The sequence below is a fragment of the Streptomyces sp. NPDC101237 genome (assembly GCF_044767465.1).
GTDB classification, from domain to species: domain Bacteria; phylum Actinomycetota; class Actinomycetes; order Streptomycetales; family Streptomycetaceae; genus Streptomyces; species Streptomyces gramineus.
The window spans coordinates 166707-191647 of sequence record NZ_JBIWNY010000009.1 but is presented as its reverse complement, the minus strand read 5'-3'; the positions used below and the strand labels follow the sequence as shown (position 1 = coordinate 191647).

Below are 24941 nucleotides of genomic sequence, written 5' to 3'. Positions count from 1 at the left end.
CGAGGCCCGTCAGCTGCTCGACTGGGGTTTCGCGGCGGCCGGGCGGGTCGACCCGGTCGGGTCGCTGGACGCACTGCTGGCCAAGCCCCGGCCCCGGCCGGGGCCGAGCACCGTACCGGTGGCGGCCGCGGCCACTCCGGACGACGGCTCCGACTGGTCAGGCACCGCCATCGCCGCGGGCGCCGCGGTGCTCGGCGCGGGCGCGGTGAGCCTCGCGATCCGGCTCAGGGGCGCGCGCTCCGCGCGGGACTGACCGGTCGGCAGGCCCAGCAGCAGCCCCAGCGTGATCCACGTGTAGAGGTTGCTGCCGAGGAAGCCGTCGACGCCCGAGGCGTCGTCGAACCACAGCCAGACCACGCTGGTGCACATCACCGCGTAGAGGGCGCCCGCGATCCGCGGGTGTCCCGCACGGGCCAGCAGCACGAACGCGGGCAGCGTCCACACCAGGTGGTGCACCCAGGTGATCGGGCTGACCAGGCAGGCGGCGAGCCCGGTGAGCGCGAAGGCGGCCGTCCAGTCCCCGGCCGCCACCGCCCTGCGGGTCCGCCACGCCCACACGGCGAGGGTGATCAGCACGGCGGACGCCCACAGCGGCTTGTCGGGGTGGCCGAGCCGGGCCACAACGCCCTGCAGCGACTGGTTCGACACGTAGTCGAGGCGCCCGACGCGGCCGGTGTCCCACAGGGCCCGCGTCCAGTAGAAGCGGGACGCCCTCGGGTCGGCCCAGGCGGCGAGTCCGGTGGCGGCGAGCGCCACCGCCGTCGCGGTCGCCGCCGCCCGCCACCTGCGGGCGAGCAGCAGCATGCCGATGAAGAGCGCCGGCGTGAGCTTGACGGCGGCGGCGAGTCCGATCCCGGCACCCGCCCAGCGCCCGCGTCCGCTGCGCAGCAGACAGCAGTCGCCGAGGACCAGGGCGAGCAGCACGAGGTTCACCTGGCCGAAGCTGAAGGTGTCCCGCAGCGGCTCGAACAGCGCCAGCGCGCACAGGGCCAGCGCCCAGCGGTACCAGCCCCAGCGCCGCCAGCCGGGCCCGGCCAGGATGCGCAGCACGAAGACCAGCGCGGCCAGGTTGACCAGCAGCGAGGCCGCTATGGCCAGGGGCAGGCCGACCAGCGCCATGGGCAGCATGCCGACGGCGGCGAACGGCGGATAGGTGAAGCCGTACTCCGTACCGGGCACCCGGTAGTCGTAGATCCGGCCGCCGTGGTGCACCCAGGTGTGCACGGTGCCGTAGTAGACGCGCAGGTCGAACCAGTCGCGCAGCAGCGGCACGGTGGCGGTGAACACGGTCACGGCGGTGACGAGGACCAGGACGAGCAGCAGTCTCCCCCGGTCGGTGCGCGGCCCTCTCATGCCGTACGTCCCACGGCCGGGGCCTGCGCGGCCTGGTGGGCCTGCCACAGCACGACCACGCCGAGCACGCCGCCGCAGACGGCGAGGACAAGCTGGCCGACGTCGGCCGGACCGCCGCTGGGCAGTACCGCGAGCGCGAGCACTCCGGTGACGGCGGCCACCCGGTGCCGTACCGAGGTGCTGGGTGCCGCCGCCGCTATCAGGAACAGGCCCCAGATGGCGTACCAGGGCCGGATCGCCGGTCCGAAGGCGGCGACCGCGGCGAGGCTCAGGCCGAGGGCGTAGACCGGGCGGGGCCGCAGCCGGACCCATATCAGCAGCACGGTGACCGCCGTGAGCACGAGCCCGAGCAGATGCCAGGCCGGGACGGCCAGCGGCGCCAGGTCGCTGCCGAGGTGTTCGAGGAGCGCGCCGGTGGCCCGGCCGAGCAGGCTGCTGAGGGCCCAGTTGTGCGCGGAGACGGGCGTGTCGAGCGCCCCCATCCAGCCGTACCCGGTCCCGGCCACCGCGGTCGCGGCCACCGTCGTGGCGCCGGCCGCGGCGGCCGTCAGCAGGGACGCGGCCACCGGGCTGCGGCCCCTGCGCGCCTGTACGACGACGATCGCCAGCAGGCCCAGCGCGGCCGGTGCCTTCACCAGCGCCGCGAGCGTGACGAGCACGGCGCCGAGGACCGGCCGGCGGCCGAGCGCCGCGACCAGGCCGAGGCCCAGCAGACCGAGCATGATCGCGTCGTTGTGGGCGCCCGCGACCAGGTGCAGCAGCACCAGCGGGTTGAGGGCGCCGAGCCAGAGCGCGGCGGCCGGATCGGCGCCGCTGTGCCGGGCCAGCCGGGGCAGCGCGGCCGCCATCAGGCCGACACCGAGCAGGGCGACCAGCCGCATGCCGAAGAGTCCGGCGGGCAGTTCGCCCCGGGTGAGTCCGGACAGCAGCGAGGCGACGCCCATGAAGGCGGGGCCGTAGGGGGCGGCGGTGTTCTGCCAGACCGGGGCGACCTCGTCGGCCAGCGGGCCGCCGAGCTGCGCGGGTCCCGCCGTGTAGACGTCCATGTGCGCGTCGACCATCGCGCCCTGCGCGAGGTAGCTGTACACGTCCCGGCTGAACAGCGGGGGCGCGAGCAGCAGCGGGGCCGCCCAGACGGCGAGGACCAGCAACAACTGGCGCGGGGTGGGTGGTTCGCCGCCGCGTACCAGGCGGCCCAGCAGCAGCCAGGCCGCGATGAGCAGCACCACGCCGAAGTAGACGCCGACCAGCCCGAACGCCGCCTGCACGGAGCTCGGCGCGAGCAGGTCCTCCACGGGGAGGGCGCCGGCTGTCTCACCTCCCAGGGCGAGGAACGCGGTACCGGCCAGGCCAAGGACCTGGCAGCGGCGGAGATCGACGGGGAAAGCCATGGCCAACACTGGGCCAGCGTGTCAAGGACGGGTGGCCGGAAAGCGACGGGGCGTTTTCCTGGGGGCGGCCTGCTTGTTACCTGTGTGCGGTGCGCCCGGACACCCGTGCGCGGGGCCGCGGGAGCCGGCCGCGACCGGCCGTCGGCGCGGCTCCACGCCCCCTGGGGAGACGCGACCTGGGGAGACGCGACCTGAGGAGACGCGACGGCACCGGCCCGGAACCTAGAACACCGACAGGCCGGTCAGCGTGGTGAACCGGTCCAGCGCCGCCACGCCCGCGACCGAGTTGCCCCGCTCGTCCAGCCCCGGGCTCCACACGCAGATCGCGCAACGGCCGGGCACCACCGCGATGATGCCGCCGCCCACCCCGCTCTTGCCGGGCAGTCCCACCCGGTAGGCGAAGTCCCCGGCCGCGTCGTACGTACCGCAGGTCAGCATGACCGCGTTGACCTGCTTGGCCTGGCTGCGGGTGAGCAGCCGGCTGCCGTCGGCCCGGATGCCGTGGCGGGCCAGGAACGTGGTCGCCAGGGCGAGGTCGGCGCAGGACGCGGCGACGGAGCACTGGCGGAAGTACTGGTCGAGCAGGACCGGCACCTCGTTGTCGATGTTGCCGTAGGAGGCCATGAAGTGGGCCAGGGCGGCGTTGCGGTCGCCGTGCTGGGACTCGGAGGCGGCGACGCCCTTGTCGAAGTCCAGACCGGTGTTGCCGCTCTCGGCGCGCAGGAAGGCGAGGAGTTCGCCGGCCGCGTCCCCGCTGCGGGTCTGCAGGCGGTCGGTGACGACGAGGGCGCCCGCGTTGATGAAGGGGTTGCGCGGGATGCCGTTCTCGTACTCCAGCTGGACCAGGGAGTTGAAGGGGTTGCCCGAGGGTTCGCGCCCGACGTGCTCCCAGAGTTCGTCGCCCTCGCGGCCCAGGTCGAGGGCGAGGGTGAAGACCTTGGTGATGGACTGCGTGGAGAACGGCTGCCGCCAGTCGCCCACGCCGTATACCGTGCCGTCCAGCTCGGCCACGGCCATGCCGAAGCTGCGCGGGTCGCAGGCGGCGAGCGCCGGTATGTAGTCGGCGGGCCGCCCGCGGCCGGGCGTCCGCTCGATCTCGTCCGCGATCCGCTCCAGGACCGGCAGGAAGGCCGGTGACGAGGACATCGACATGATCACCATTGTGCCTCCGTGCCGGTCCCGGCGCGTCCTCGCGGCTCAGACCAGGGGCTGGGCGCTGCCGGCGACGACCTCGGGCCGCAGCAGTGCGGCCAGCCGCTCGGCCGGCAACAGGCCCTTCTCCAGGACGAGTTCCGCCACGCCCCGGCCGGTGGCGAGGGCCTCCTTGGCGATGTCGGTGGCCGCCGTGTACCCGATGTACGGGTTGAGGGCGGTGACCAGGCCGATGGAGTTCTCGACCGTGGCCCGCAGCACCTCGGTGTTGGCGGTGATGCCGTCGACGCAGCGCTCGGCCAGGGTCAGGCAGGCGTTGCGCAGGTGCGTGACGCTCTCCGAGAGGGAGTGCAGGATGATCGGCTCGAACGCGTTGAGCTGGAGCTGGCCGGCCTCGGCGGCCATGGTGATGGCGACGTCGTTGCCGATGACCTCGAAGGCGACCTGGTTGACGACCTCGGGGATCACCGGGTTGACCTTGCCGGGCATGATCGACGAACCGGCCTGTACGGGCGGCAGGTTGATCTCGCCGAGTCCGGCGCGGGGCCCGGAGGACAGCAGCCTCAGGTCGTTGCAGCTCTTGGAGAGCTTGACCGCGATCCGCTTGAGCACGCCGGACATCTGCACGAACGCACCGCAGTCCTGGGTGGCCTCCACGAGGTTGGCGGCGGTGACCAGGGGCAGTCCGGTGATCCCGGCGAGGTGGCGGCGGGCCGACTCGGCGTATCCGGCGGGCGCGTTGAGGCCGGTGCCGATGGCGGTGGCGCCGAGGTTGATCTCATGGATGAGTTCGGCGGCCTCGCCGAGCCGGGAGCGGTCCTCGTCGATCATGACGGCGAAGGTGGAGAACTCCTGGCCGAGCGTCATGGGCACCGCGTCCTGCAGCTGGGTGCGGCCCATCTTCAGCACGTCACGGAACTCGACGGCCTTGCGGCCGAAGGCGTCCTGGAGCACGGCCATCGCCCGGAGCAGCCCGCGGACCGCGAAGACCGTCGCGATCTTTACGGCGGTCGGGTAGACGTCGTTGGTGGACTGGCCGAGGTTGACGTCCTCGTTGGGGTGCAGGTACCGGTACTCCCCCTTGCGGTGTCCCAGCAGTTCCAGCGCGCGGTTGGCGACGACCTCGTTGGCGTTCATGTTCGTCGACGTCCCGGCGCCGCCCTGGATGACGTCGACGACGAACTGGTCGTGCAGCTTGCCGGACCGGATCTCCCGGCAGGCGGCGACGATCGCGGCGGCCTTCTCGGGCGCCAGCAGCCCCAGCTCCTCGTTGGCGAGAGCCGCGGCCTCCTTGACGGCGGCCAGCGCGTCGATCAGATGCGGGTAGGCGGAGATCGGCGTGCCGGTGATGGGGAAGTTCTCGGTGGCGCGCAGGGTGTGCACACCCCAGTAGGCGTCGGCGGGCACGTCACGGTCGCCGAGCAGGTCGTGCTCGCTGCGAAAGATCATGGAAAAACGATTCCTCTTCAGGATTTCGAGGAGAGTGGGGGAAGGACCGCCCGCCCGGGCGGCGGTGGACAGGGCTCAGGCGCAGGCCGGCATCGCGACCGGGTCCAGCGAGCGGACAGGCCGTACGCACCCGACCGCGCGACCGCCGCCGAGCAGCGCCTCGCCCTGGAACCCGCTCAGCAGCTCCGGATCGACCCCGGCCCGCTCCAGCGCCGCGGCCGCCACCGGGATCCGCGCCCGGTTCGCCCCGTCGGCGATCTTCACGGCCACGGCCCGGCCGTCCGGCAGCGCGGCGACCTGGACGCCCTCGAACCCGTCCTTCGCGAGCAGCCCCGGCACGGCCGCCATCAGCGCCGCCACGTCGCGTCCGGCGCCGGACGCCATCTCCGGGTGCTCCCGCATCGCGTCGGCGACCCGGGCCCGCGGCGTACCCGGCGCGCCGGTCACGATCCGCGACACCGCCCGCGCGAGGCCGTGCAGGGAGACCGAGAACAGCGGCGCTCCGCAGCCGTCGACGGTCGTGCGGGCGATGTGCTGGCCGGTGAGGTCCTCGACGGCCTCGGCCACCGCCTGCTGCAGCGGGTGGGCCGGGTCGAGGTAGTCGTCCAGCGTCCAGCCGTTCAGCTTGGCGGTCCACAGCATCGCCGCGTGCTTGCCGGAGCAGTTCTGGGCCAGCCGGGACGGCTCCCTGCCCTCCCGGATCCAGCTGTCGCGGACCTCGGGGCCGTACGGCATGTCGGGCACGTTGCGCAGGTCCGCGTCGGTCAGCCCGGCGAGGCCGAGGATCCGCCGGGCGCCGGCCAGGTGGCGTTCCTCGCCGGAGTGGCTGGCGGCGGCCAGGGAGAGCAGTTCACCCTCCAGCGGCAGCCCGGCCCGCACCATGGCGACGGCCTGGACGGGCTTGAGGGCCGAGCGGGGGTAGAACGCGGCCTCGATGTCGCCGAGCTGGAACTGGACCTCGCCGTCGGCTCCGAGGACGACGACGGAGCCGTAGTGGACGCCCTCGACGACCCCGCCGCGTATGAGGTGGGCGACGGGGGCGTGCAGGGGTTCGCGGACGGCGGGTGCGGGCGCGGGGAAGGTGCTGTACATCACTGCCTGGTCTCGGGTGGGTCGGTACGGACCGGTGGGCGGTTCACGCGCCGGTTCCGGTGGGCGGGTGCATGGGGCGCACGATGCGGGTGAGGGTGGTCCGGACGCGGTCCAGGTGGTGGCTCATGGCGTCCACGGCGTCGGACTCGGAGCCGTCGACCAGCGCCTCCACGATGGCGCGGTGCTCGCGGTTGGACTGCTCGCGCCGGTCGCCGAGTTCGGTGAGGAAGGCCGACTGGCGCGCGAGGGCGTCCCGGATCTCCTCGATGACCCGGCGGAAGACCGGGTTCTGGGCGGCCTCGGCCACGGCGAGGTGGAAGAGGGTGTCCATCGCGACCCACGCGGTGGTGTCCGTCTCCCGCTCCATGCGGTCGAGCAGGTGCGCCAGGTGGTCCAGGTTCTCCGGGGTGCGGCGCAGCGCCGCGTATCCGGCGACCGGGATCTCGATGTGCCGGCGCACCTCCAGCAGGTCGCTGGCCGCGTAGTCGCCGAAGGTCGGGTCCTCGACGGCGCCGGCGACGACGAAGGTGCCCTTGCCGGTCTTGGAGACGGTCAGGCCCATCGTCTGCAGGGCCCGCAGGGCCTCGCGCAGGACGGGCCTGCTGACCTCCAGGGTCCGGCACAGCTCCGCCTCCGAGGGGAGCTTGTCACCGATGGCGTACTCGCCGCGCTCGATCGCGCCGCGCAGGTGTGCCAGGACCGCCTCCATGGCGCTCACGCGCCGCGGGGGCTGTCCGGCTGTCCGGCTGTCTGACAGGTTCACGAGCTAGATGGTCCGGCGGCGGGGCTCGGCTGTCAAGCGGCTCGGGGAGAACGACGCACGGGGTGCGACACCTGTGGGGACAGGTGCCGCACCCCGTGCCGGTGCGCCGAAGGAGTCAGGCGCCGAGCGTGTTGGTGGCGAGCAGGCCGAACAGGGCAAGGCCGACGACGATCCGGTAGATCACGAAGGCGTTGAAGGAGTGCTTGGCGACGAACTTCAGCAGCCACGCGATGGAGCCGTAGGCGACCACGAAGGAGACCACCGTGCCGACGACCAGCGGCGCGGCGCCGACGCCCGCGCCCAGGGCGTCCTTCAGCTCGTAGATGCCGGCGCCGGTCAGGGCCGGGATGCCGAGGAAGAAGGACAGGCGGGTCGCGGCGACGCGGTCGAGGTCCCGGATGAGCGCGGTGGACATGGTGGCGCCGGAGCGGGAGAAGCCGGGGAAGAGCAGGGCGAGGATCTGGGAGGAGCCGACCCACATGGCGTCCGCGAAGGAGGTGTCGTCCTCGCCGCGCTTGTGGCGCCCCATCTGGTCCGCCGCCCACATCACGCCGGAGCCGAGGATCAGAGATCCGGCCACCACCCAGAGCGAGGCGAGCGGGCCGTCGATCAGCGGCTTGGCGGCGAGGCCCACCAGGACGATCGGGACGGTCGCGGCGATCACCCACCAGGCGAACTTGTAGTCGTGGTGGTAGCGCTCCTCCTTGTCGACCAGCCCGCGGCCCCAGGCGGAGACGATCCGGCGGATGTCCTTGAAGAAGTACACCAGCACGGCCGCGATGGCGCCGACCTGGATGACGGCCGAGAACCCGACGACGGACGGGTCGTCGACGGGGATGTTCATGAGCCCCTCGGTGATCTTGAGGTGGCCCGTGGAGGAGACGGGGAGGAACTCCGTCACCCCCTCGACGACACCGAGGACGGCGGCCTGACCGACGGAGATGGCGCTCATGGGATCCAGTTCTGCAGAGTTTGGTCGACAGTGCTGTAGACAGTCTTACAACGCGGGGGTGTGAAGCAAGTCCTAGCCCCACGCCGATCGGGCGATCGCCACCCCGGCGAAGGCCGCACCGAGCCCCGCCGCCACGCTGGCGACGACGTTGGCCGCAGCGTAGAGCCCGGCGCCGGTCTCGGTCAGCCGCAGGGTCTCGTAGGAGAACGTCGAGTACGTCGTCAGGGCCCCGCACAGCCCGGTGCCCAGCAGCAGTTGCAGGTGCTCGCCCGCAGCGCCCGTCGAGGCCGTGCCGGTCAGCAGGCCGAGGATCAGGCAGCCGGTGACGTTGACCACGAAGGTGCCCCAGGGGAAGACGGAGTCGTGTCCGGCCTGGACGGCGCGGTCGGTGAGGTAGCGCAGCGGGGCACCGACGACGGCACCCGCCACGACCAGCAGCCAGTTCACAACGAGTTCTTACCCTTCGCATCCGTTTTGCCGGATTCCTTGTCCCGGCCGACGTACCTGATGACCTCGCAGTCGTCCAGGGTGACGAGCCCTTCGGTCACCAGTTCGTCGAGCTGGGGCAGGAACTCCCGGATCCGCTCCTCCGTGTCCACGAGGACGACCGCCACCGGCAGGTCCTCGCTCAGCGACAGCAGCCGCGCGGTGTGGATGCGGGAGGTGGCGCCGAAGCCCTCGACGCCCTTGAAGACGCTGGCGCCCGCGAGCCCGGACGCGTGCGCGCGGTGCACGATCTCCGTGTACAGGGGCTTGTGGTGCCAGCTGTCGTCCTCGCCGATGTAGACCGTCAGGCGCAGGGCGCGGCCGGTGAGTCTCGTCATCGCTGCCTCCGGGTGAGGACACGGCGGGTCACGGCGGCCGCGCACCACACGGCCGCGAGGGCCGCGCACAGGGTCGCGGAGAGGTAGGCCAGGCCGGTGCCCGGCCGGCCGTGGTCGACCAGTTTCTGGATGTCGACGGTGTAGGTGGAGAAGGTGGTGAAACCGCCGAGGACGCCGGTGCCGAAGAACGGGCGGACCAGGCGGTGCGCGGAGAGTCCTTCGGTGATCAGGACCAGGAAGCAGCCGATCACCGCGCAGCCGATGACGTTCGTCCAGAAGGTCGCCCAGGGGAATCCCCCGGTGGCCGTGGGCAGTGCCAGGGCGAGGGCGTAGCGGGCCACCGCTCCGATCGCGCCTCCGGCGGCGACCACCGCGACGACCGGCGCCTGGCCGCGCCACTCGGACCGGCGCCGCGGGCCCGGCTCGACACGGAGGCTCTCGGCTTCCGGCGCTGTCATGGTCGTACGTCTCCTGTTCGAACACCACCGGCGGGTGCATCAGGGTACCGCCGGGTCCACCGGGTGGTCACTTCGCGGCGGGGGCCGCGCAGACCGCGACGCCGGGCTCCCGGACGCTGCCGAGGACCAGGTGGCGGCCGCTCACGCAGACGCTGGTGGCCATGCGGAAGCCGCAGTGGTGGCGGGCCAGGTGGTGGACGACCCGGCCGTGGTCGTCCAGGGCCACGACGGCGAGGGTGCCGGCCGGCCGGTAGGGGGCGTGCACGGCGGCTCGGGCGGCGGCCCGGCGCACGGCGGGCGGGGTGCGGTGGAAGAGGTCCAGCGGCGGGTTGCGCGGGCCCGCCAGGGCCACCCAGGTCAGCTCGCCGTCGCGCCACATGTTGTCGGGCATGCCGGGGAGTTCGGCGAAGAACTCGGCGCGCCCGGCCCGCGGTCCGGTCAGCCAGAAGCGGGTCAGCCGGTAGGCGCCGGTCTCCGCGACGATCAGGAAGGTGCCGTCGCCGCTCACGGCCAGTCCGTTGGCGAACTGGAGGCCGTCGCAGACCACTTCGGGCGCGCTCGCGCCGGGTGCGAGGCGCAGCAGGCGGCCGGTGGCGCTGTGCTCGACGATGTCGCCGATCCAGTGGTCCAGCGGGAAGCGGCGGCTGGAGGCCGTGAAGTACACGGTGCCGTCGGACAGGGCGACGACGTTGCTCGCGAACCGCAGCGGCTCGCCCTCGGCCGAGTCGGCGAGGACCCGGACGGAGCCGTCGGCGAGACCGACGCGCAGCAGGCCGCGCTCCGCGTCGCACACCAACAGGTCGCCGTCCGGGAGGAGTTCCAGGCCCAGCGGGCGGCCGCCGGTGCGCGCCAGCTCCCGGACCCGGGCGGTGTCCGGGTCGCCGAGCCCGTCCAGGCGCAGGATGCGGCCGTCCTCGACGCCGGTGAGCACGCCGCCGTCCGGGGCCGTCACCACGTCCTCGGGGCCGCGGCCGCCGATGGCGACGTAGTGGAGGGGGACGAGGCGCGCGGGTCGGTCCATGAGACCCATACTGGCAGGGATGACCGCTCTCACCAGCCCTTCTCGAACATCCGGGCCACCTCGGCGATGCGGATCTCGTCGCGCCGGTAGTAGGTGCGGTGCCGGATGCGCCGGGTGCGCAGCAGGCCGAGCCGGGCCAGCACGTCCAGATGGGCGGCGGCGACCCTGCGGGAGACGCCCAGTTTCACGGCGACGGTCCGGACGGTGACGCCGTCCTCGGCGAGGTCGGCGTGCCGCTGGGGCGGGAAGTGGGCCGCCGGATCCTTGAGCCGGTCCAGAATCTCCAGGCGACTCGCGTTCGTGGACTTCCTCAGCATCCGACCGGCCTCCGTCCCCTGCCTGCCCGTGGGGCGTTTTTCCCACTGTCGCGCAGCCGGAGCCGCCTCGGCAGGGAGTCGGCGAGCGTTGACCGAGACCGGACGGCGGGCGGGCCGCCCGGCAGCCGGTCAGTTTTCGAGAAGCCGTGGCGCCCTTCCCGCTCCTAGCGTGGGAACCACCGGACGGACCGCGCCGGGCAGCCAGGTACGAGGAGCGAGAAGACCATGACCGCAGGCATTCAGACGATCGTCTACCCCGTGAAGGACGCGGAGCGGGCCAAGGCCCTGTTCGGTGCGCTGCTCGGCGTCGAGCCGTACGCCGACGAGCCGTACTACATCGGTTTCAAGGCAGCGGGCCAGGACGTCGGCCTCGACCCGAACGGCCACGCCCAGGGCCTGACAGGGCCGACGCCGTTCTGGCACGTCACGGATCTGCGGGAGCGGCTCGCGGCGCTGCTGGCGGCCGGTGCGGAGCTGGTCCAGGACGCCCGGGACGTCGGCAACGGCCGGCTGGTCGCCTCGGTGAAGGACGCCGACGGGAACATGGTGGGCCTGCTCCAGGACCCGGTGGCCTGACAGCCGTACCGCCGGGCCGCACGGCCCGCCGACACCGCTTGCGCCCGCACTAGTTGCACACTCAACGATTGGCCGGATCGGTGCTACGGTGCGGGTATGGCAGTCACAGCATCCGAGTCCCGGCTGGAGGAACGCTGGCGGGACATCCTGTCGGTGCACGCGCGCACGATGTGCGAGATCGACCGGGTGCTGCACCCGCACGGCCTGGGGGCGAGCGACTTCGAGGTGCTCGACCGGCTGGCCGCCGAGACGCCCGCCGAGGGCGACCACTGCCGGGTGCAGAACCTGGTGGGACAGGTCCATCTCAGCCAGAGCGCCCTGTCCCGGCTGATAGGGCGCCTGGAGAAGGACGGCCTGGTGGAGCGGTCCGTGTGCGTCGAGGACCGCCGGGGCGTGTGGGTCGCGCTCACACCCAGGGGCCGCGCCCTGCACGCCGAGGTACGGCCGCTGCAGCGGGCCGCACTGGAGCGGATGCTCGACACCCCGGCCGACTAGAGGGCCGAGCGGACTAGAGAGCCAACTCGATGCCGTCCGGGAGGACTTCGACGCCCTCCTCGGCCACCTGGGCGCGGGCCCGGGACGCCGGGTCGAGCAGGGGGTTCGTGTCGCCGAGGTGGGTGTAGATCCGGCGGGTGCGGGGATGCGCGGCCAGCGCGGCGAGGCTGCCGTGCGGGCCGGAGACCGGGAGGTGCCCGAGGGCGGCCCGGGCGGGGCCGACGGCGGTGCCCCTCTCGTCGGCGGTGAACAGCGTGCCGTCCAGCAGGACGCAGTCGGCCTCCGCGCACAGCTCGTCCAGGGTGTCGCTCCACGCGCCGACGCAGGGGGCGTAGAGCAGGACTCCCCCGGTGGCCAGGTCCTCGACGCGGTACGCCGTGACCCAGCGGCCGTCGGCCGTGGCGAGCGCGGCCGGCACGTACGCCGGAGCCTTGGCGCTCACCGGGTGCGCGGTCACCACCAGGCCGCCGGACAGCACGAACCCGCCGTCGGCCAGGCTGTCGGCCCACTGCCAGGGGGCGTAGCGATCGAGGCCGCCGCGGACCGGGGACAGCACCGTCAGCACGGGCGGCGCCGCGTACACCTTCAGGTCCGGTGCGCCGCGCAGCACGCTCAGCCCGGTGACGTGCTCGGCCTCGGCGTCGGTGAGCAGCACACCGCGCACCGGGGTCTCCCGTGGCCCCGGGCCCGGCCACAGCACCGCGGTGGCGGTGAGCTGGGCGCGGATGTCCGGGGAAGCGTTGAGCAGCCACCAGTCACGGCCGTTGCCGCTCAGGGCGACGCACTCCTCGGTACGGGACGGCAGCTTGCCGTCCCGGGCGGCCGCGCACAGCGCGCAGGCGCAGTTCCACCGCGGGAATCCGCCGTCGGCGGCGGTGCCCAGCAGGACGACCCTCACGACGATCCGCCCCTTCCACTCTCCCCGGTCTTTAGGGGGGATCTTCCCCTCAGGACGGGGGACGCTACCCGCGGCCGGGCGGAACGTCCGGCCCTCGGTCGGTGGGCTGCCGGTCCACCGGGCGCATCGGCGGGATCGGTTGCGAGGGGAAGTCGCGCCCCCCGGTCCACAGCGCCGGCACGGCGTCGCACCGGCGGCACAGCTCGTAGGCCACGGCCTCGTAGTTGACGCGCCAGCCGTGGAAGTGCGGCCACGCCTCCTCGGTGCCGCGTTCGGCGCGGAACCCGGTCTTCTCCAGCATGGCCACGGCCGCCTCGAACTCGCCGTACGTCAGATCGATCGGCGCGTCGGGCGGCGGGTCCTCGTCGAAGGTGGCCCGTACCGAGACGGCGATGTCGCGCAGCGCGGTGAACCCGGCGCGCAGCACCAGGCGGGCCTCCGCCGGAGCGGTGCGCGGCGCGAGCGCGAGCTGGAGGGCGGCGGCGTCCATGACGGCGATCAGGCCCACCAGCCAGCTGCGGTAGGGGCGCGGCGAGCGGAACGCGAGCAGCACCGGGTAGGTGGCGTGGCTCTCGCCCATGTCGGCGGCCAGCCGCTCCCAGTCCCTGTAGAGCTGGGGCAGGGCGACCTCGGTGTCCACCAGCCACTGCCGGGCCAGGATCTCCGGACCCCAGGCGGGTTCGCCGGCCCGCGACTGCAGGAGGGTGACCTCCAGTTCCCGGCGGTTGTAGGCGGCGTACAGCGTGGGGAGGTAGGCGATCTGCAGGGCGATGACGACGGGGCCGGTGGCCGCGGCGACGAAGTCGAGCGCGGACAGCCGCAGCCGGGCGCCGCTGGCGAACCCGAGGGTGAACAGGCTGGAGCCGGCCTCCCGGAACGCGGTGTCCCAGGACAGCGGGGAGAGGGCGTACAGCAGCATGCCGAAACCGAGGAACGCCCCGCCGAGCCAGGCGGCGAGCATGCCGATCAGCATCAGCGGGGCGAGCCAGGTCTCCGCGCGGTCGATCGCCCGGTAGTCGCCGCCGCGCGCGGTGAGGCACAGCAGCTTCCGCAGCGTCGACCAGAGCCGGTACACGAGCACGGAGTACAGGCCCCGGGGCACCACGAGGGTGCGCAGGATGCTGCGCAGGACCAGGATCAGCACCAGTCCCCCGGCCACCCCGGAGATCCATTCCATGGGGCCATTCTGGCCCGCGCCGGGATCTCGCGGTGACCGGGAGAGGCGGCGTCAGCCCGCCGGCCGGGCCAGCAGGGTGCGCACGCCCTCGGAAGTGAGGGTCAGGGCGTGCGTCGAACTGCCGTCGATGGCGAGCGACAGGTTGTCCTCGGGCCACTGCTGGGCCAGCGCGCCGAGCGGCACCAGGCGGTAGCGGGAGACCGTCGGCAGCAGGCCGGTCAGCTCTCCCTCCGAGGTGAACACGGGGACGACGGGATCGCCGTCGGGCCGTTCCAGGACGGGCAGCGCGATCATCGCGGGGTCGGCCGCCTCGGCGGCGTCGTCGGGCACCGGCACCAGCACGTCGCTGTGGGCGAGCGTGTCCAGCGCGTCACGGTCGTCGGCGTTCACGGCCAGCGTGTCGAGTGCCCGCTGGGCCGGCGTCGGAATGTCGTCGTGTGCGGGTGTCTCCATGACAGATCCCCAGGTAGTGGTGGTACTGGCCGCAGGGACCGGTTGAGTACCGGGCGGCCACGGCACGCGTACCCGATCGGGGACGGGGCATGCTTCCGGGGTTCCCCGCACGACGGTCCGCCCGGCCGGACCTGCGAAAGGCCGCGCGGGCGGCCCCGGGGCCGCCCGGCTCGGATTCCGCCTCGGAACCGGCTCCCACTCCGTTTTCGGTTCCGGTTCCGGTCCTGACTCGGGGTTGTGATCCGGTCGCGATTCCGGCTCCGGGCCGTGCTCCGGTTCCGGTTCCGTCTCCCGCGGCGCGGCTCAGCCGGCGACGATCTCCGCGAACCGGTCGGCACCGACGTTCCCGCCGGAGAGGACGACCCCGATCCGGCGCGGCAGCGGTGCCACCCGGCCGGCGAGCAGCACGGCCAGACCGCTGGCGCCGCTCGGCTCCACCACGGTCTTCAACCGCTCGAAGGCGAACCGCATCGCGTCCCGGATCTGGTCGTCGCTCACCAGGGCGATGTCGTCCACCAGGCGCCGGTTGACGGAGAAGGTCAGCTCGCCGGGGATGTCGGCCGCCTGGCCGTCGGCGATGGTCCTCGGCACCGGGACGGAGACTCGGTGCCCGGCCTCCAGGGAGCGCCTGGTGTCGTCCCCGGCCTCGGGCTCGACCCCGACGACCCGGATGCCGGGCAGCACGCCCTTGGCCGCGGTGGCGCTGCCCGCGATCAGCCCGCCGCCGCCGACCGGCACCACCAGGGCGTCCAACTCGCCGACCTCCTCGATGAGTTCGAGGGCGGCGGTGCCCTGCCCCGCGATCACGTGCGGATGCTCGTACGGCGGGACCAGGGCGAGTCCGCGTTCGGCGGCCAGGGCCTCGCCGATGGCGACGCGGTCTCCGGTGTAGCGGTCGTACGTCACGATCTCGGCGCCGTACCCGGCGGTCGCCTCCAGCTTGGCGCGCGGGGTGTCCTCGGGCATCACGATCACGGCGGTGGTGCCGAGTTCGCGGGCGGCGAGGGCGACGGCCTGGGCGTGGTTGCCGGAGGAGTACGCGGCCACGCCCTTGGCCAGCTGTTCGGCGGAGAGCCGGGACACCGCGTTGTAGGCGCCACGGAACTTGAAGGCGCCGATGCGCTGGAGGTTCTCGCACTTGAGGAAGACCTCGGCGCCGACCCGTTCGTCCAGGGTGCGCGAGCGCAGCACCGGGGTGCGGTGGGCCACGCCCCTGATCCGCGCGGCCGCGTCCCGTACGTCCTGGAGGGTCACGGGCGGGGTCTCGGGCATGGTCGTCCTCCGTTCTGGGCGGCGCCGGGAACCGGATGCGCGTCGGGCACATCCGTTCGACGCCGACAGCATGGAATTATTGTCTATCATCTGGACGGGAAGTCCAGACCCGGTCGGGTCGGGGCTCCGGCGGGGACACGGAGGTGGGCGGATGGCACAGGATCCGGCGGGCACGGCGGACGGGCCGGCCGCGCGGGCCGAGCAGGACGCGATCATCGCGGCGCTGGCCCCGGTCGTCGACGGCATCGCGGCGACCTTCGGCGCCTTCTGCGAGGCCGTCGTCCACGACTTCCGCCGCCCGGAGCGCTCCGTGGTGGCCATCGCCGGGTCGGTCACCGGCCGTGGGGTCGGCGGGTCGATGAGCGAGATCGGCATGAAGCTGCTGGCGGCCGGCGACGCGGCGGCCGACGAGCTGAACTACCTCACCCGCACCCGGGACGGAAAGCTGGTCAAGTCCTCCACCATGGTGCTGCGGGACTCGGCCGGCACGGCGTTCGGGGCGCTGTGCGTGAACCTCGACGTCACGGCCGTGGCCCAGGTCCACACGCTGGTCGGCGACCTGGCCGGCGTCGCGGCCCTGCCCGGTCCGCCGCCGACCACGACGTTCGGCGACGACATCACCGCCGTACTGGACTCCCTGGTCGACGCCCGCCAATTGCGGGAGGCCAGGCCCTGGCCGCAGCTCACCCGCGCGGAGCGTCTGGACCTCTTCGGTGACCTCGACCGGCAGGGCGTCTTCGCGGTGCGCGGCGCGGTCCGGCAGGTCGCCGCCCGCCTCGGCATCTCCCGCGCCTCCGCCTACAGCTACCTGGCGGAGACGCGGGCGCGGTAGCGGGCCGGTGCCGTGTCATCCGATGGCCACGACCCGGGCCCAGGCGGGCGGTTCGTCGGGGACGTAGTCCGGGTCGTCCTCGTCGTACGGGCTGCCGGGGTGCGAGCGCGGGAAGAGCCCGACCACCGTCCGGCAGGGCGGCCTGGTCGCGGGCCAGGGAGTCTGGCCGTCGGTCAGGGCCACCACGACGTCCGGGGCGGGCCGGGACCTGAGGGCCCGGTCGAAGCCCTCCCGCAGATCCGTGCCGCCGCCGCCCACCAGCTCGATGCCCTCCGCACGGCACAGCGGGCGCACGGTCCTGGCGGCCGCGTCGCAGGAGACCACGCGGACCAGGTCGCGGCGGCCGCCGACGGCACGGCCGATGGCCGCCACCTCCAGCAGCGCGCTCCCCAGTTCGGCGTCGCTGACCGACCCGGAGGTGTCGATGACGACGCACACCCGGGGCGGGCGGCGGCGCAGCCGGGGAAGCACCACACGGGGCAGGCTCGTCGCACGGCGGGAGGGACGGCCGTAGTCGTGGTCGTCACCCGCGCCCGCGGCGGAGGCCGCCGAGCGGACCGCCGCGCCCAGCAGCTCCCGCCACGGCTGCGGCGGATGGAAGGCCTCCTCCGCCCAGCGCCGCCAGCCCTCCGGGGTGCTGCCCGGACGCCCGGTGATGGCCTCGGCCACCCGGAACCTGACCCCGTCGCGCTCCTGCTCGCTGAGACCGTGGGCGCCGTCCGGGCCCAGGTCCCACGCCCGTTCCCGGCCGTCGGCGCCGCTGCCGCAGTCCAGCCAGCCGAGGTCCTGGGTGAGGGGGCCCAGCCGGAACAGGCGCAGGTAGTCCTCCATCAGCAGGCCTTCGTCCAGCCTCAGGTGGCCCGGCCGGACCGCGCCCCGGGGCTGGACGAGTCCGTCGCCGTAGGCGTCGTCGTTGATCTCCAGGTCCGCCGCGATGTTCATCCGCAGCCGCTCGCCCGCTCCGGTCAGCCCGCGCTGGACGGCGACCCGGTCGCTGCGCGCGTGGTGGTCGCGCAGCAGGTGCGACACCTCGTGCACCCAGACCCCGGCCAGGTCCTGCACCGGCATCCGGTCCACGAACGCCGGCGAGACGTAGCACCGCCAGTGCGGGTCGACGGCCATGGTCGGCACCTGCCGCGACTCGACCACGTGCAGGGCGAACAGGGCACTGGCCAGGTACGGCCGGGCCCGGGCGGCCCGCAGCCGGGCGGCGTACAGCTTCTCCAGGTCCAGCGCGCCGGCCGGTGCGGCGGTCATCGCGCGGCCGTCGCGGCGACGTGCCGGGCGGCCCGGTCGGCCCGGCGGGACACGGAGACGGCCCCGGCGAGCCGTTCCACGGCCTCGGGCACGTCCCAGTCCTCCCGGCGGAGCGCGGCCAGGGTGGCGGCGGGCACCACCACCAGGTCGGGGGCTCCGGTGTCCAGCGCGCGGACCAGGACCGCCCAGGCCGCGTCCCAGCGGGCCCGGTCGGGCCGCTCGCGTACGGCGGCGACCACCCCGTCGAGCACGGCCTGCCGCAGGTCGCCCCGGTCCGGCAGGTCCGCCGCGTCCGGATCGGCGAGCAGGGTCTCGGGGTCCGGGAGTTCCATCCGGTCGACGCTCGCGAGGAGTTCGAGCCCGGGACCGTCCCCCACCGTGCCGCGCACCAGGAGCGAGAGGACGTCCCGGGAGGACCCGGCGGCGTGCGCGAAGGCGACCAGCCGCAGCGTCATCTCCCAGCTGCGCGGCGAGGGCCAGGCGCCGCCCCGGCGCGTCTCACCGCTGGGCAGCCGGTGGACGAGCGTGGGCCGGGTGGCGAGCAGACCGCACACCGCGCGGCGCGCGAAGTCCACGGCCGCGGGGAGCCGTTCCGGGTCGAGCCGGGGCAGGGTCGCCCGCGGCCAGGTGCCGCCGAGGCCGCGGACCACGACCTCGTGCTCGTGGGCCCACTGCAGGTGCACGAACCGGTTGGCCAGCGGCGGGCTCAGTTCCCAGCCGTCGGCGGCCGAGGACCGCGGGTTGGCGGCCGCCACGATCCGCACGCCGGGCGGCAGCCGCAGGGCGCCGACCCGTCGCTCCAGGACGAGCCGCAGCAGCGCGGCCTGCACGGCGGGCGGAGCGGTGGACAGTTCGTCGAGGAAGAGCAGGCCCCGGCCGGCCCTCACCAGCCGCACCGCCCAGTCCGGCGGCGCCATCGGGACGCCCTGGACGGCGGGATCGTCCCCCACGACGGGCAGCCCCGAGAAGTCGGACGGCTCGTGCACGCTGGCGATCACCGTGGTCAGGGGCAGGTCGAGGGAGTGGGCGAGCTGGGTCAGGGCGGCGGTCTTGCCGATGCCGGGCTCGCCCCACAGCAGGACGGGCAGGTCGGCGGCGACGGCGAGGGTGAGCGCCTCCAGCTGGGTGTCGGTACGGGGTTCGGTGGCGGACTCGCCGAGCAGCTTCAGCAGGTCGTCGGCGACGCCGAGTCGAGCGGGAACGCGCAGGGGCATGGGTGATCACCTCGGGGTGTGGGTCGGGCAGGTGGGCGTGGGTCAGCGGCGGGCGGCGGGGCGTGGCCCCTGGCGCGGGTCGCGGGAACGCGGTCGCGACCGTTCCCGGGTGCGGACGGGGCCGGTTCCCGGTCCGGCGAGGCCCGCCCGGTAGAGGCCGTAGGCGATCCGGCCGCGCGCGGCCGCCTCCAGTTCGTCCTTCAACGGGCCGTCGCACAGCACCGCTTGCGGTCCCAGCAGTGCCTCGACGACGGCGAGCGCGTCGGCGACGTCCCCGTGGACGAGGCGTTCCCGTACGCCGGGGAGGCACTCCGGGGTGCGATGGGCCTCGTCGATGATCCGCAGGCAGGGCAGCGGCGGGCCGCCGAGCGCCACCAGCAGTTCCTCGCGGCGCAGTTCGTCCGGTGCGTGGTCCAGAGCGGACAGCACGCCGTCGACCAGGCCGATGCGGTGGCGGGCGCCGCGGCACTCCACCAGGCGTGGCTGCCCGGCCCGTTCGGGCTGCGGGATCCGGGCGGCGGGCTCGTGTCCGGGGACGAGGGCGTCAGCGACCAGCGGATGCAGCTGTCCGGCGCCGATCAGCCCGGCGTCCAGCAGCTCCAGGTCGGGGAGGGTCCAGGTGGCCGCGTCCGGCAGCAGGGGCAGCGCCCCGACGTCCCGGACGGCACGGGTCGTCGCCGTCCCGTCGGCCGCGAGGCGCAGCGCGAGCCGCTGCCGGCCCCGCAGGTGCACGGCGACGGTTCCGCCGTCGCGGCCCCTGGCGCCCAGCACGATCCGGGCCTCGTCCGCCCATCGGTGCGTGGCGCACCACCGCGGTGCCGGACCGGTGCCGCTCAGCGGGTCCGGCGCGTCGGCGTGGCCCGTGGCCGCGCCGCGGGACCGGGTCCGCAGCTCGTCCGCGCGGTCGGCGTCCCACAGATGACGGTGCAGGTCGAAGCGGAACCGGCGGCTGGGACGCGGATGCGGATGGCCGCGGACGGCCTGTTCGCCGAGGCCGCCGCCGCCACAGAGCGCGAGAGCGATCCGCTGCCCAGCGTCCGCCCAGGCCGGCGGGGTCCGCGCCACCAGCCAGGCGGAGTCCGGTCCGGCGCCGTAGCGGGCGAGCGGCATGGTCACGCCGGGGCGCAGCAGCCCGTCGGGCGCGATCCTCGGCAGGTGCCAGCGCAGCAGGTCGGGGGCGAGCCGCCGCAGGTCGGCACGGAGCCCTTCCACGAGGTGCCGGCCGCGGGTCCGGGCCAGGGCGCGCAGGTCGATGTCGACGTCGCAACCTGCGGCGGCACACGCTCCCGCCCAGTCGCCGGCGGCTCGCCGGACGGTCGCGGTTTCGATCATGGCGGGCGGTACGGCGAACTCGCGTACCCGCCGCCACAGGAGGAGCCGGGTGTCCTCGTCCGGAGGGTGAGGGGCCTCGTCCAGGGGGTGAGTGGCCATCAGCACTCACCTTGTGCGGACGGGACCCCCGATCTGTGAGCAGAGCGAGTGGTCATCGCCGGAAGCGTACGGCGGCGCGGCTCCCGGGCGCCACGCAATTACCCGGCGCTCCCGCGCGTGACGGGGATCACCCGGGGCGGGTGCGGCGTTCCGTCGCCTCCAGGGCCAGGTCGCACGCGGCGCGCGGGGTGGCCCGGCTGCGCCGGCTGCTGGCCGACGTCATCGAGCCGGTGGGGTGAGGGAGAAGCCGTGGATCAGTTCGAGCGGCGGCTGACGCGGTTGGCGGTGCCGGTCGTGCACACGGTGCTCACCCTGGCGCTGGTGCTCGGCGGCCAGCAGTACTTCGCGAACGTGTCGCGCCATCTGCTGCCCGCCTTCCCGCTGTTCGTCCCGCTCGCGGTCGCGCTGCGCCGGGTCTCGCTGCTCTGCCGGTGCGTCGTGCTGGGGCTGGCGGTACTGGCGTCCGGCTCGTACGCCGGGTACGCGCTGTTCGAACTCGGGGTGCCCTGAGCGGTGTCCGGCGGGCCGCCGGACACCTCCGGGCGGCTCAGGCCTTCTTGACGCCCACCGCGCCGTAGAAGCCGATCTGCGCGGAACCCTCCGGCGGGGTGCCGTCCGGACGCCAGAACGGCACCTGGACCAGGCCGGGTTCGACGAGCTCGAAGCCGTCGAAGAACCGCTCGATCCGGGCGCGCGGCCGCAGGTTCATGCTGGCGGTCGCGTTGTTGTAGATCGCCTGGGCCGCGCTGCGTTCGGCGAAGTCGTCCGTGGCGTGCGAGAGCACCAGGAAGCTGCCGGCCGGGAGCGCGTCGCGCAGGGTGGCCACGATCCGCTCGGGCTCCTCCGCGTCGCGGATGAAGTGCAGGATGGCGACCAGGAACAGCGCCACGGGCTGGTCGAAGTCGATGATCCGGCGGACCTCGGGGTGCTCCACGACGGACTTCGGGTCGCGCAGGTCGGCCAGCACGATGCTGGTGGTGCCCGCCCGGTTCAGCAGCGCGTCGGCGTGCGCCTTGACGATCGGGTCGTTGTCGACGTAGGCGACGCGGACGTCCGCCCGGGCCTCCTGCGCGATCTCGTGCACGTTCGGCGAGGTGGGCAGCCCGGTGCCGACGTCCAGGATCTGCCGGACGCCGCTGTCGATGACATGGCGCACGGCGCGCTGCAGGAAGCCGCGGTTGGCCCGCACCGAGATCCACACCTCGGGCGCGACGGCGGCGAGCTGGTCGCCGGCCTGGCGGTCCACCTCGTAGTTGTCCTTGCCGCCCAGCAGGTAGTCGTAGATCCGCGCGGGATGCGGCTTGCTGGTGTCGATCTCCACGGGGCGAGTACCGTCCTGCGTCACGTCAGCTCCTCTCGATGACCGCCCCGGCTCCCCTTGGCGCACCGACGGCTGGCGACAGCTTTCCACATCAACTTCGGTGCCCGTGCACCGAGTTCCGGCTGACGGCGGGCCTGCGGCCGGTGCGGAAGGTCGCCCGGCGGGACCCGCCTGACTACCATCTGGCCCAGGTGTCCGGGCAGGTGGCCCGGTGTGGTTGGGGGTTTCTCATGGTCAGCGGTCGTGTGGTGCGCTTCGACAGCACGCGCGGGTACGGTTTCATCGCTCCGGACGGCGGCGGGGAGGACGTCTTCCTGCATGTGAACGACATGCAGATGCCGGAGTCCTACGTCCGCCCGGGTGTCGCCGTGGAGTTCGAGATCGAGAGCGGGGAGCGCGGCCCGAAGGCCTCCGGCGTCCGGCTCGCCCGCGGAGCCGACGTCCGTACCCTCGGCCCGGACGACGACTCGCTCTGCGACCTGCTGAGCGCCGACGAGTTCACCCGCGAGGTCACCGAGACCCTGCTGGCGTCGGCGCCCACCCTGACCGCCGAGCAGATCGTCCGGGTCCGCGGCGCGCTGGCCCAGTTCGCCAAGAACCACGGCTGGATCGAGGGCTGAACCGGCGGCGCGGCCACCGCGTGCGGCCCTGGCCGGCGAGACCGGCGGGCCGCCGTCCGCCCTCGGCGGACCGCGCGGAGACGCACCGCGCGGGGACGCACCGCGGGCCGGGCCGTGTCAGGACGCGAACGGCACCTGGGGCGGCGAGGTCTCACCCGGGCCGGCGGGATGGCGCCACAGCCCCTCGGCGGCCAGCCGGGGCAGCACTCCCTCCCCGAACCAGTACGCCTCCTCCAGATGCGGGTATCCGGACAGCACGAACTCGTCGATCCCGAGCGCCGCGTACTCCTTGACGCGTGCGGCGACCTCCTCGTGCGAGCCGACCAGGGCGGTGCCCGCGCCGCCGCGGACCAGGCCGATGCCCGCCCAGAGGTTGGGATGGATCTCCAGCGCGTCCCGCCGCCCGCCGTGCAGCGCCAGCATCCGCTGCTGTCCCGCGGACTCGCTGCGGGCGAGCCCGGTCTGCACCGACCGCACGGTCTCCGGGTCGAACCCGTCGAGCAGCCGGTTCGCCTCGGCCCAGGCCTGCTCCGAGGTGTCGCGGGTGATGACGTGCAGCCGGATCCCGAACCGCAGGGTGCGTCCCTGCTCCGCCGCGAGCCCGCGGATCCAGGCGATCTTCTCGGCGACCTGCGCGGGCGGCTCGCCCCAGGTGAGGTACACGTCCGCGTACCGGGCCGCGACCTCTCCGGCGGCCGGCGAGGACCCGCCGAAGTACACCTCGGGCACCGGATCGGGCACCCGGGCCAGCCGCGCGTCCTCGACCCTGAGGTGCTCGCCCTCCAGGTCGACGGTCTTCCCGTCCCACAACCGCCGTACGATGTCGAGGAATTCGCCGGTACGACGGTACCGGGCGTCCTTGTCCAGGAAGTCGCCGTAGGCCCGCTGCTCGTGGCTCTCGCCGCCGGTCACCACGTTGAGCAGCAGCCGCCCCCCGGACTGCCGCTGGAACGTGGACGCCATCTGGGCGGCGAGCGTGGGCGAGACGAACCCGGGCCGGAAGGCGACCAGGAACTTCAGCCGTTCGGTGTGCCGGCTCACCATGGCCGTGGTCAGCCAGGCGTCCTCGCACCACGCGCCCGTGGGAGTGAGCGCCCCCACGAAGCCCAGGTCCTCGGCGGCCTTGGCGATCTGGCTCAGGTAGGCGACCGTCGGCGGCCGGTCCCGGCCGGACGCCGTCGCCGGGGTGCCGTGGCCACCGCCGACGACGTGGCGGCTGTCCCCGTTGGTGGGCAGGAACCAGTGAAAGGTGAGGGACACGGGGGGGTTTCTCCGATCGGGAGGAGCCGGGCGTCACAGCAGGCCGTGGCGGGGCGGCGGGGTGCCGTTGAGCACGTACCGGCCGATGTGCTGGATCTTCCAGCGGGTCGGATCGTGCAGGGTGTGGGTGCGGGCGTCCCGCCAGTACCGGTGCAGGTTGAGTGAGTTGAGCGCGGAACGGGTGCCGGAGACCTCGAACAGCGCCCCGGCGACGGCCACGGCCGCCTCGGCGGCGAGCACCTTCGCGGCGGCCACCGCGACGGAGGCCTCGGCGGCCGACTCGTCGGTGAGCCGGGCGCCCGCCGCGTCGACGGCGCGGGCTCCCTCCCGCAGCAGCGCCTCGGCCGCCCGCGTCTGGACGGCGAGTTCACCGAACCGCTGGATCAGCAAGGGGTCCTCGGCGGCGGTCTCCGCGCCGCTCTCGAACCACGGCCGGCTCCTGGTCCGCACGAACACCGCCGCCTCGGCCAGCGCCGCCCCGGCGATCCCCACGTCGATGGCGGCGTGCAGCAGCTGTGCCACCGCTCCGTGCAACTGGGGCCCCCGGAACGTCAGATGGTGGGGCAGCACCCGGTCGGCGGGGACCGGCACGCCGTCCAGCCGGACCGTTCCGCTGGCGGTCGTCCGCTGCCCCATGCCGTCCCAGTCGTCGACGACGGTCAGGCCGGGCGCGTCCGCGGGAACGTAAGCGACGTGCAGCTCGTCGTCCTCGGCGCGGGCGAGGACCGGGATCCAGTCGGCGAAGAGGGCCCCGGTGGAGTAGTGCTTGACACCGCGCAGCACGTACGAGCCGTCCGCCGCGGGTTCGAGGCGGGTGCGGATGTCCTGGACGTGCTGGGTCCCGGCCTCCGACTGGGCGTTGCCGAGCCGGCTGCCGGCGAGCAGTTCGGCGAAGAAGAACTTCCGCTGCTCCTCGGTCCCTTGGCGGCGTATCACGTTGACGTACACGAAGTGGCTCTGCGGGATCTGGGCGAGGCTGCCGTCCGCCGAGCCGAGCAGCCGGAAGATCTCGGCGAGGGTCTCCGCGGTGACGTCGGCTCCTCCGTACCCGGCCGGGACGGTCACGGCCAGCAGGCCCGAGGCCGACAGCCGGTCCAGCTCGGCGCGGGGCAGCCGGCGTTCGGCGTCCCGCTCGGCCGCTCCGGCCCGGAACTCCTCGGCGAGGGCCGCCGCCACCGCGAGCGCCTCCGTGTCGTCCCTGATGACGTGTGCGGTCATCGGATCAGCCCGCCGCGGCGAGGCCGGCCCGCCGGGCGGGACGGGTGGAGGCGGAGGGGCTTTCGGAGGTGGAGAGGACGGTGGCCATGGGTGCTCCTTCCGGGAGCGCGGGCGTCCGTGCGGGACGGGCGCCCGGCCGGGGTCG

26 protein-coding genes and 1 pseudogene are annotated in these 24941 nt (G+C 74.0%); 5 read left to right on the top strand and 22 right to left on the bottom strand.

Features of this window, described 5'->3' with window-relative positions; genetic code table 11:
* Positions 1 to 9 precede the first annotated feature (9 nt).
* The 12 genes from ACIRQ9_RS16755 to ACIRQ9_RS16700 all read right to left on the bottom strand — a co-directional run bounded on the left by ACIRQ9_RS16755 (position 10) and on the right by ACIRQ9_RS16700 (position 10772).
* On the bottom strand, positions 10 to 1353 hold the full coding sequence (locus ACIRQ9_RS16755; RefSeq protein WP_404172951.1) for a glycosyltransferase 87 family protein: 1344 nt from the start codon (positions 1351 to 1353) through the stop codon (positions 10 to 12).
* Positions 1350 to 2744: a polyprenol phosphomannose-dependent alpha 1,6 mannosyltransferase MptB gene (mptB, locus tag ACIRQ9_RS16750; RefSeq protein ID WP_404172948.1), complete on the bottom strand. Its 1395-nt coding sequence runs from the start codon at positions 2742 to 2744 to the stop codon at positions 1350 to 1352. The genes ACIRQ9_RS16755 and mptB overlap by 4 nt, the downstream gene beginning before the upstream one ends.
* A gap of 222 nt (positions 2745 to 2966) precedes the next feature.
* The gene (locus ACIRQ9_RS16745; RefSeq protein ID WP_404172945.1) at positions 2967 to 3905 is read right to left on the bottom strand and encodes a glutaminase; all 939 of its coding nucleotides are present in this window, start codon (positions 3903 to 3905) and stop codon (positions 2967 to 2969) included.
* Positions 3906 to 3941: 36 nt separating this feature from the next.
* Positions 3942 to 5345 (bottom strand): aspartate ammonia-lyase, encoded by a 1404-nt coding sequence (gene aspA / locus ACIRQ9_RS16740; protein WP_404172942.1) that lies wholly within the window; start codon positions 5343 to 5345, stop codon positions 3942 to 3944.
* A 75-nt stretch (positions 5346 to 5420) separates the two neighbouring features.
* Complete coding sequence (locus ACIRQ9_RS16735; protein WP_404172939.1) at positions 5421 to 6437, bottom strand: asparaginase; 1017 nt, start codon at positions 6435 to 6437, stop codon at positions 5421 to 5423.
* 43 nt (positions 6438 to 6480) lie between these two features.
* On the bottom strand, positions 6481 to 7146 hold the full coding sequence (locus ACIRQ9_RS16730; protein WP_404173214.1) for a FadR/GntR family transcriptional regulator: 666 nt from the start codon (positions 7144 to 7146) through the stop codon (positions 6481 to 6483).
* Positions 7147 to 7315: 169 nt separating this feature from the next.
* Positions 7316 to 8152: an undecaprenyl-diphosphate phosphatase gene (locus ACIRQ9_RS16725; protein ID WP_404172937.1), complete on the bottom strand. Its 837-nt coding sequence runs from the start codon at positions 8150 to 8152 to the stop codon at positions 7316 to 7318.
* 72 nt (positions 8153 to 8224) lie between these two features.
* Entirely contained in the window at positions 8225 to 8599 is a 375-nt protein-coding gene (gene crcB / locus ACIRQ9_RS16720) for a fluoride efflux transporter CrcB (RefSeq protein WP_404172934.1), read from the bottom strand.
* Positions 8596 to 8976, bottom strand: coding sequence for a DUF190 domain-containing protein (locus tag ACIRQ9_RS16715; protein ID WP_404172932.1), 381 nt, complete (start codon positions 8974 to 8976; stop codon positions 8596 to 8598). The genes crcB (ACIRQ9_RS16720) and ACIRQ9_RS16715 overlap by 4 nt, the downstream gene beginning before the upstream one ends.
* Positions 8973 to 9434: a fluoride efflux transporter CrcB gene (crcB, locus tag ACIRQ9_RS16710; RefSeq protein WP_404172929.1), complete on the bottom strand. Its 462-nt coding sequence runs from the start codon at positions 9432 to 9434 to the stop codon at positions 8973 to 8975. The genes ACIRQ9_RS16715 and crcB (ACIRQ9_RS16710) overlap by 4 nt, the downstream gene beginning before the upstream one ends.
* 67 nt (positions 9435 to 9501) lie before the next feature.
* On the bottom strand, positions 9502 to 10455 hold the full coding sequence (locus tag ACIRQ9_RS16705; RefSeq protein WP_404172926.1) for an SMP-30/gluconolactonase/LRE family protein: 954 nt from the start codon (positions 10453 to 10455) through the stop codon (positions 9502 to 9504).
* A 29-nt stretch (positions 10456 to 10484) separates the two neighbouring features.
* Positions 10485 to 10772, bottom strand: coding sequence for an ArsR family transcriptional regulator (locus ACIRQ9_RS16700; RefSeq protein ID WP_404172923.1), 288 nt, complete (start codon positions 10770 to 10772; stop codon positions 10485 to 10487).
* Positions 10773 to 10997: 225 nt separating this feature from the next.
* Here ACIRQ9_RS16700 and ACIRQ9_RS16695 point away from each other — a divergent pair, with 225 nt between their 5' ends.
* Together ACIRQ9_RS16695 and ACIRQ9_RS16690 are read left to right on the top strand one after the other, a co-directional pair.
* Entirely contained in the window at positions 10998 to 11348 is a 351-nt protein-coding gene (locus ACIRQ9_RS16695; RefSeq protein ID WP_404172920.1) for a VOC family protein, read from the top strand.
* A 96-nt stretch (positions 11349 to 11444) separates the two neighbouring features.
* Positions 11445 to 11843, top strand: a complete 399-nt coding sequence (locus tag ACIRQ9_RS16690) for a MarR family winged helix-turn-helix transcriptional regulator (protein WP_404172917.1) — start codon at positions 11445 to 11447, stop codon at positions 11841 to 11843.
* 13 nt (positions 11844 to 11856) lie between these two features.
* On the opposite strand, the gene pqqB is transcribed toward ACIRQ9_RS16690, so the two are convergent.
* The 4 genes from pqqB to ACIRQ9_RS16670 form a co-directional block, all read right to left on the bottom strand.
* The gene (pqqB, locus tag ACIRQ9_RS16685) at positions 11857 to 12741 is read right to left on the bottom strand and encodes a pyrroloquinoline quinone biosynthesis protein PqqB (RefSeq protein ID WP_404172914.1); all 885 of its coding nucleotides are present in this window, start codon (positions 12739 to 12741) and stop codon (positions 11857 to 11859) included.
* Between the two features lie 64 nt (positions 12742 to 12805).
* Positions 12806 to 13918 carry a hypothetical protein gene (locus tag ACIRQ9_RS16680; RefSeq protein WP_404172911.1) on the bottom strand — a complete coding sequence of 371 codons (1113 nt, stop codon included), beginning with the start codon at positions 13916 to 13918 and terminating at the stop codon, positions 12806 to 12808.
* Positions 13919 to 13969: 51 nt separating this feature from the next.
* The gene (locus ACIRQ9_RS16675) at positions 13970 to 14371 is read right to left on the bottom strand and encodes an SseB family protein (protein WP_351322677.1); all 402 of its coding nucleotides are present in this window, start codon (positions 14369 to 14371) and stop codon (positions 13970 to 13972) included.
* 303 nt (positions 14372 to 14674) lie between these two features.
* On the bottom strand, positions 14675 to 15643 hold the full coding sequence (locus tag ACIRQ9_RS16670; RefSeq protein ID WP_404172908.1) for a threo-3-hydroxy-L-aspartate ammonia-lyase: 969 nt from the start codon (positions 15641 to 15643) through the stop codon (positions 14675 to 14677).
* A gap of 151 nt (positions 15644 to 15794) precedes the next feature.
* On the opposite strand from ACIRQ9_RS16670, the gene ACIRQ9_RS16665 reads away from it, so the two are divergent.
* Complete coding sequence (locus tag ACIRQ9_RS16665; protein ID WP_404172905.1) at positions 15795 to 16475, top strand: transcriptional regulator; 681 nt, start codon at positions 15795 to 15797, stop codon at positions 16473 to 16475.
* Positions 16476 to 16490: 15 nt separating this feature from the next.
* Here ACIRQ9_RS16665 and ACIRQ9_RS16660 read toward each other — a convergent pair whose 3' ends face one another.
* From ACIRQ9_RS16660 to ACIRQ9_RS16650, 3 genes are read right to left on the bottom strand one after another with little or no spacing between them, the layout of a single operon-like run.
* Entirely contained in the window at positions 16491 to 17732 is a 1242-nt protein-coding gene (locus ACIRQ9_RS16660) for a VWA-like domain-containing protein (RefSeq protein WP_404172902.1), read from the bottom strand.
* Complete coding sequence (locus ACIRQ9_RS16655; protein WP_404172899.1) at positions 17729 to 18946, bottom strand: AAA family ATPase; 1218 nt, start codon at positions 18944 to 18946, stop codon at positions 17729 to 17731. Before ACIRQ9_RS16655 ends, ACIRQ9_RS16660 begins: the two co-directional genes overlap by 4 nt.
* A 42-nt stretch (positions 18947 to 18988) precedes the next feature.
* Positions 18989 to 20377, bottom strand: a complete 1389-nt coding sequence (locus ACIRQ9_RS16650) for a hypothetical protein (protein ID WP_404172897.1) — start codon at positions 20375 to 20377, stop codon at positions 18989 to 18991.
* 267 nt (positions 20378 to 20644) lie between these two features.
* On the opposite strand from ACIRQ9_RS16650, the pseudogene ACIRQ9_RS16645 reads away from it, so the two are divergent.
* A pseudogene (locus ACIRQ9_RS16645) lies at positions 20645 to 20887 on the top strand (hypothetical protein); the annotation flags it as partial.
* A 37-nt stretch (positions 20888 to 20924) separates the two neighbouring features.
* On the opposite strand, the gene ACIRQ9_RS16640 reads toward ACIRQ9_RS16645, so the two are convergent.
* Entirely contained in the window at positions 20925 to 21722 is a 798-nt protein-coding gene (locus tag ACIRQ9_RS16640) for an SAM-dependent methyltransferase (RefSeq protein WP_404172895.1), read from the bottom strand.
* A 206-nt stretch (positions 21723 to 21928) separates the two neighbouring features.
* Between ACIRQ9_RS16640 and ACIRQ9_RS16635 the strand changes: the two genes are divergently transcribed.
* Positions 21929 to 22318, top strand: coding sequence for a cold-shock protein (locus ACIRQ9_RS16635; RefSeq protein WP_404172892.1), 390 nt, complete (start codon positions 21929 to 21931; stop codon positions 22316 to 22318).
* A gap of 117 nt (positions 22319 to 22435) precedes the next feature.
* Here the strand turns inward: ACIRQ9_RS16635 and ACIRQ9_RS16630 are convergent, their stop codons facing one another.
* The gene (locus ACIRQ9_RS16630) at positions 22436 to 23578 is read right to left on the bottom strand and encodes an LLM class flavin-dependent oxidoreductase (RefSeq protein WP_404172889.1); all 1143 of its coding nucleotides are present in this window, start codon (positions 23576 to 23578) and stop codon (positions 22436 to 22438) included.
* Between the two features lie 33 nt (positions 23579 to 23611).
* Positions 23612 to 24796 (bottom strand): SfnB family sulfur acquisition oxidoreductase, encoded by a 1185-nt coding sequence (locus tag ACIRQ9_RS16625; RefSeq protein WP_404172886.1) that lies wholly within the window; start codon positions 24794 to 24796, stop codon positions 23612 to 23614.
* Positions 24797 to 24941 lie beyond the last annotated feature (145 nt).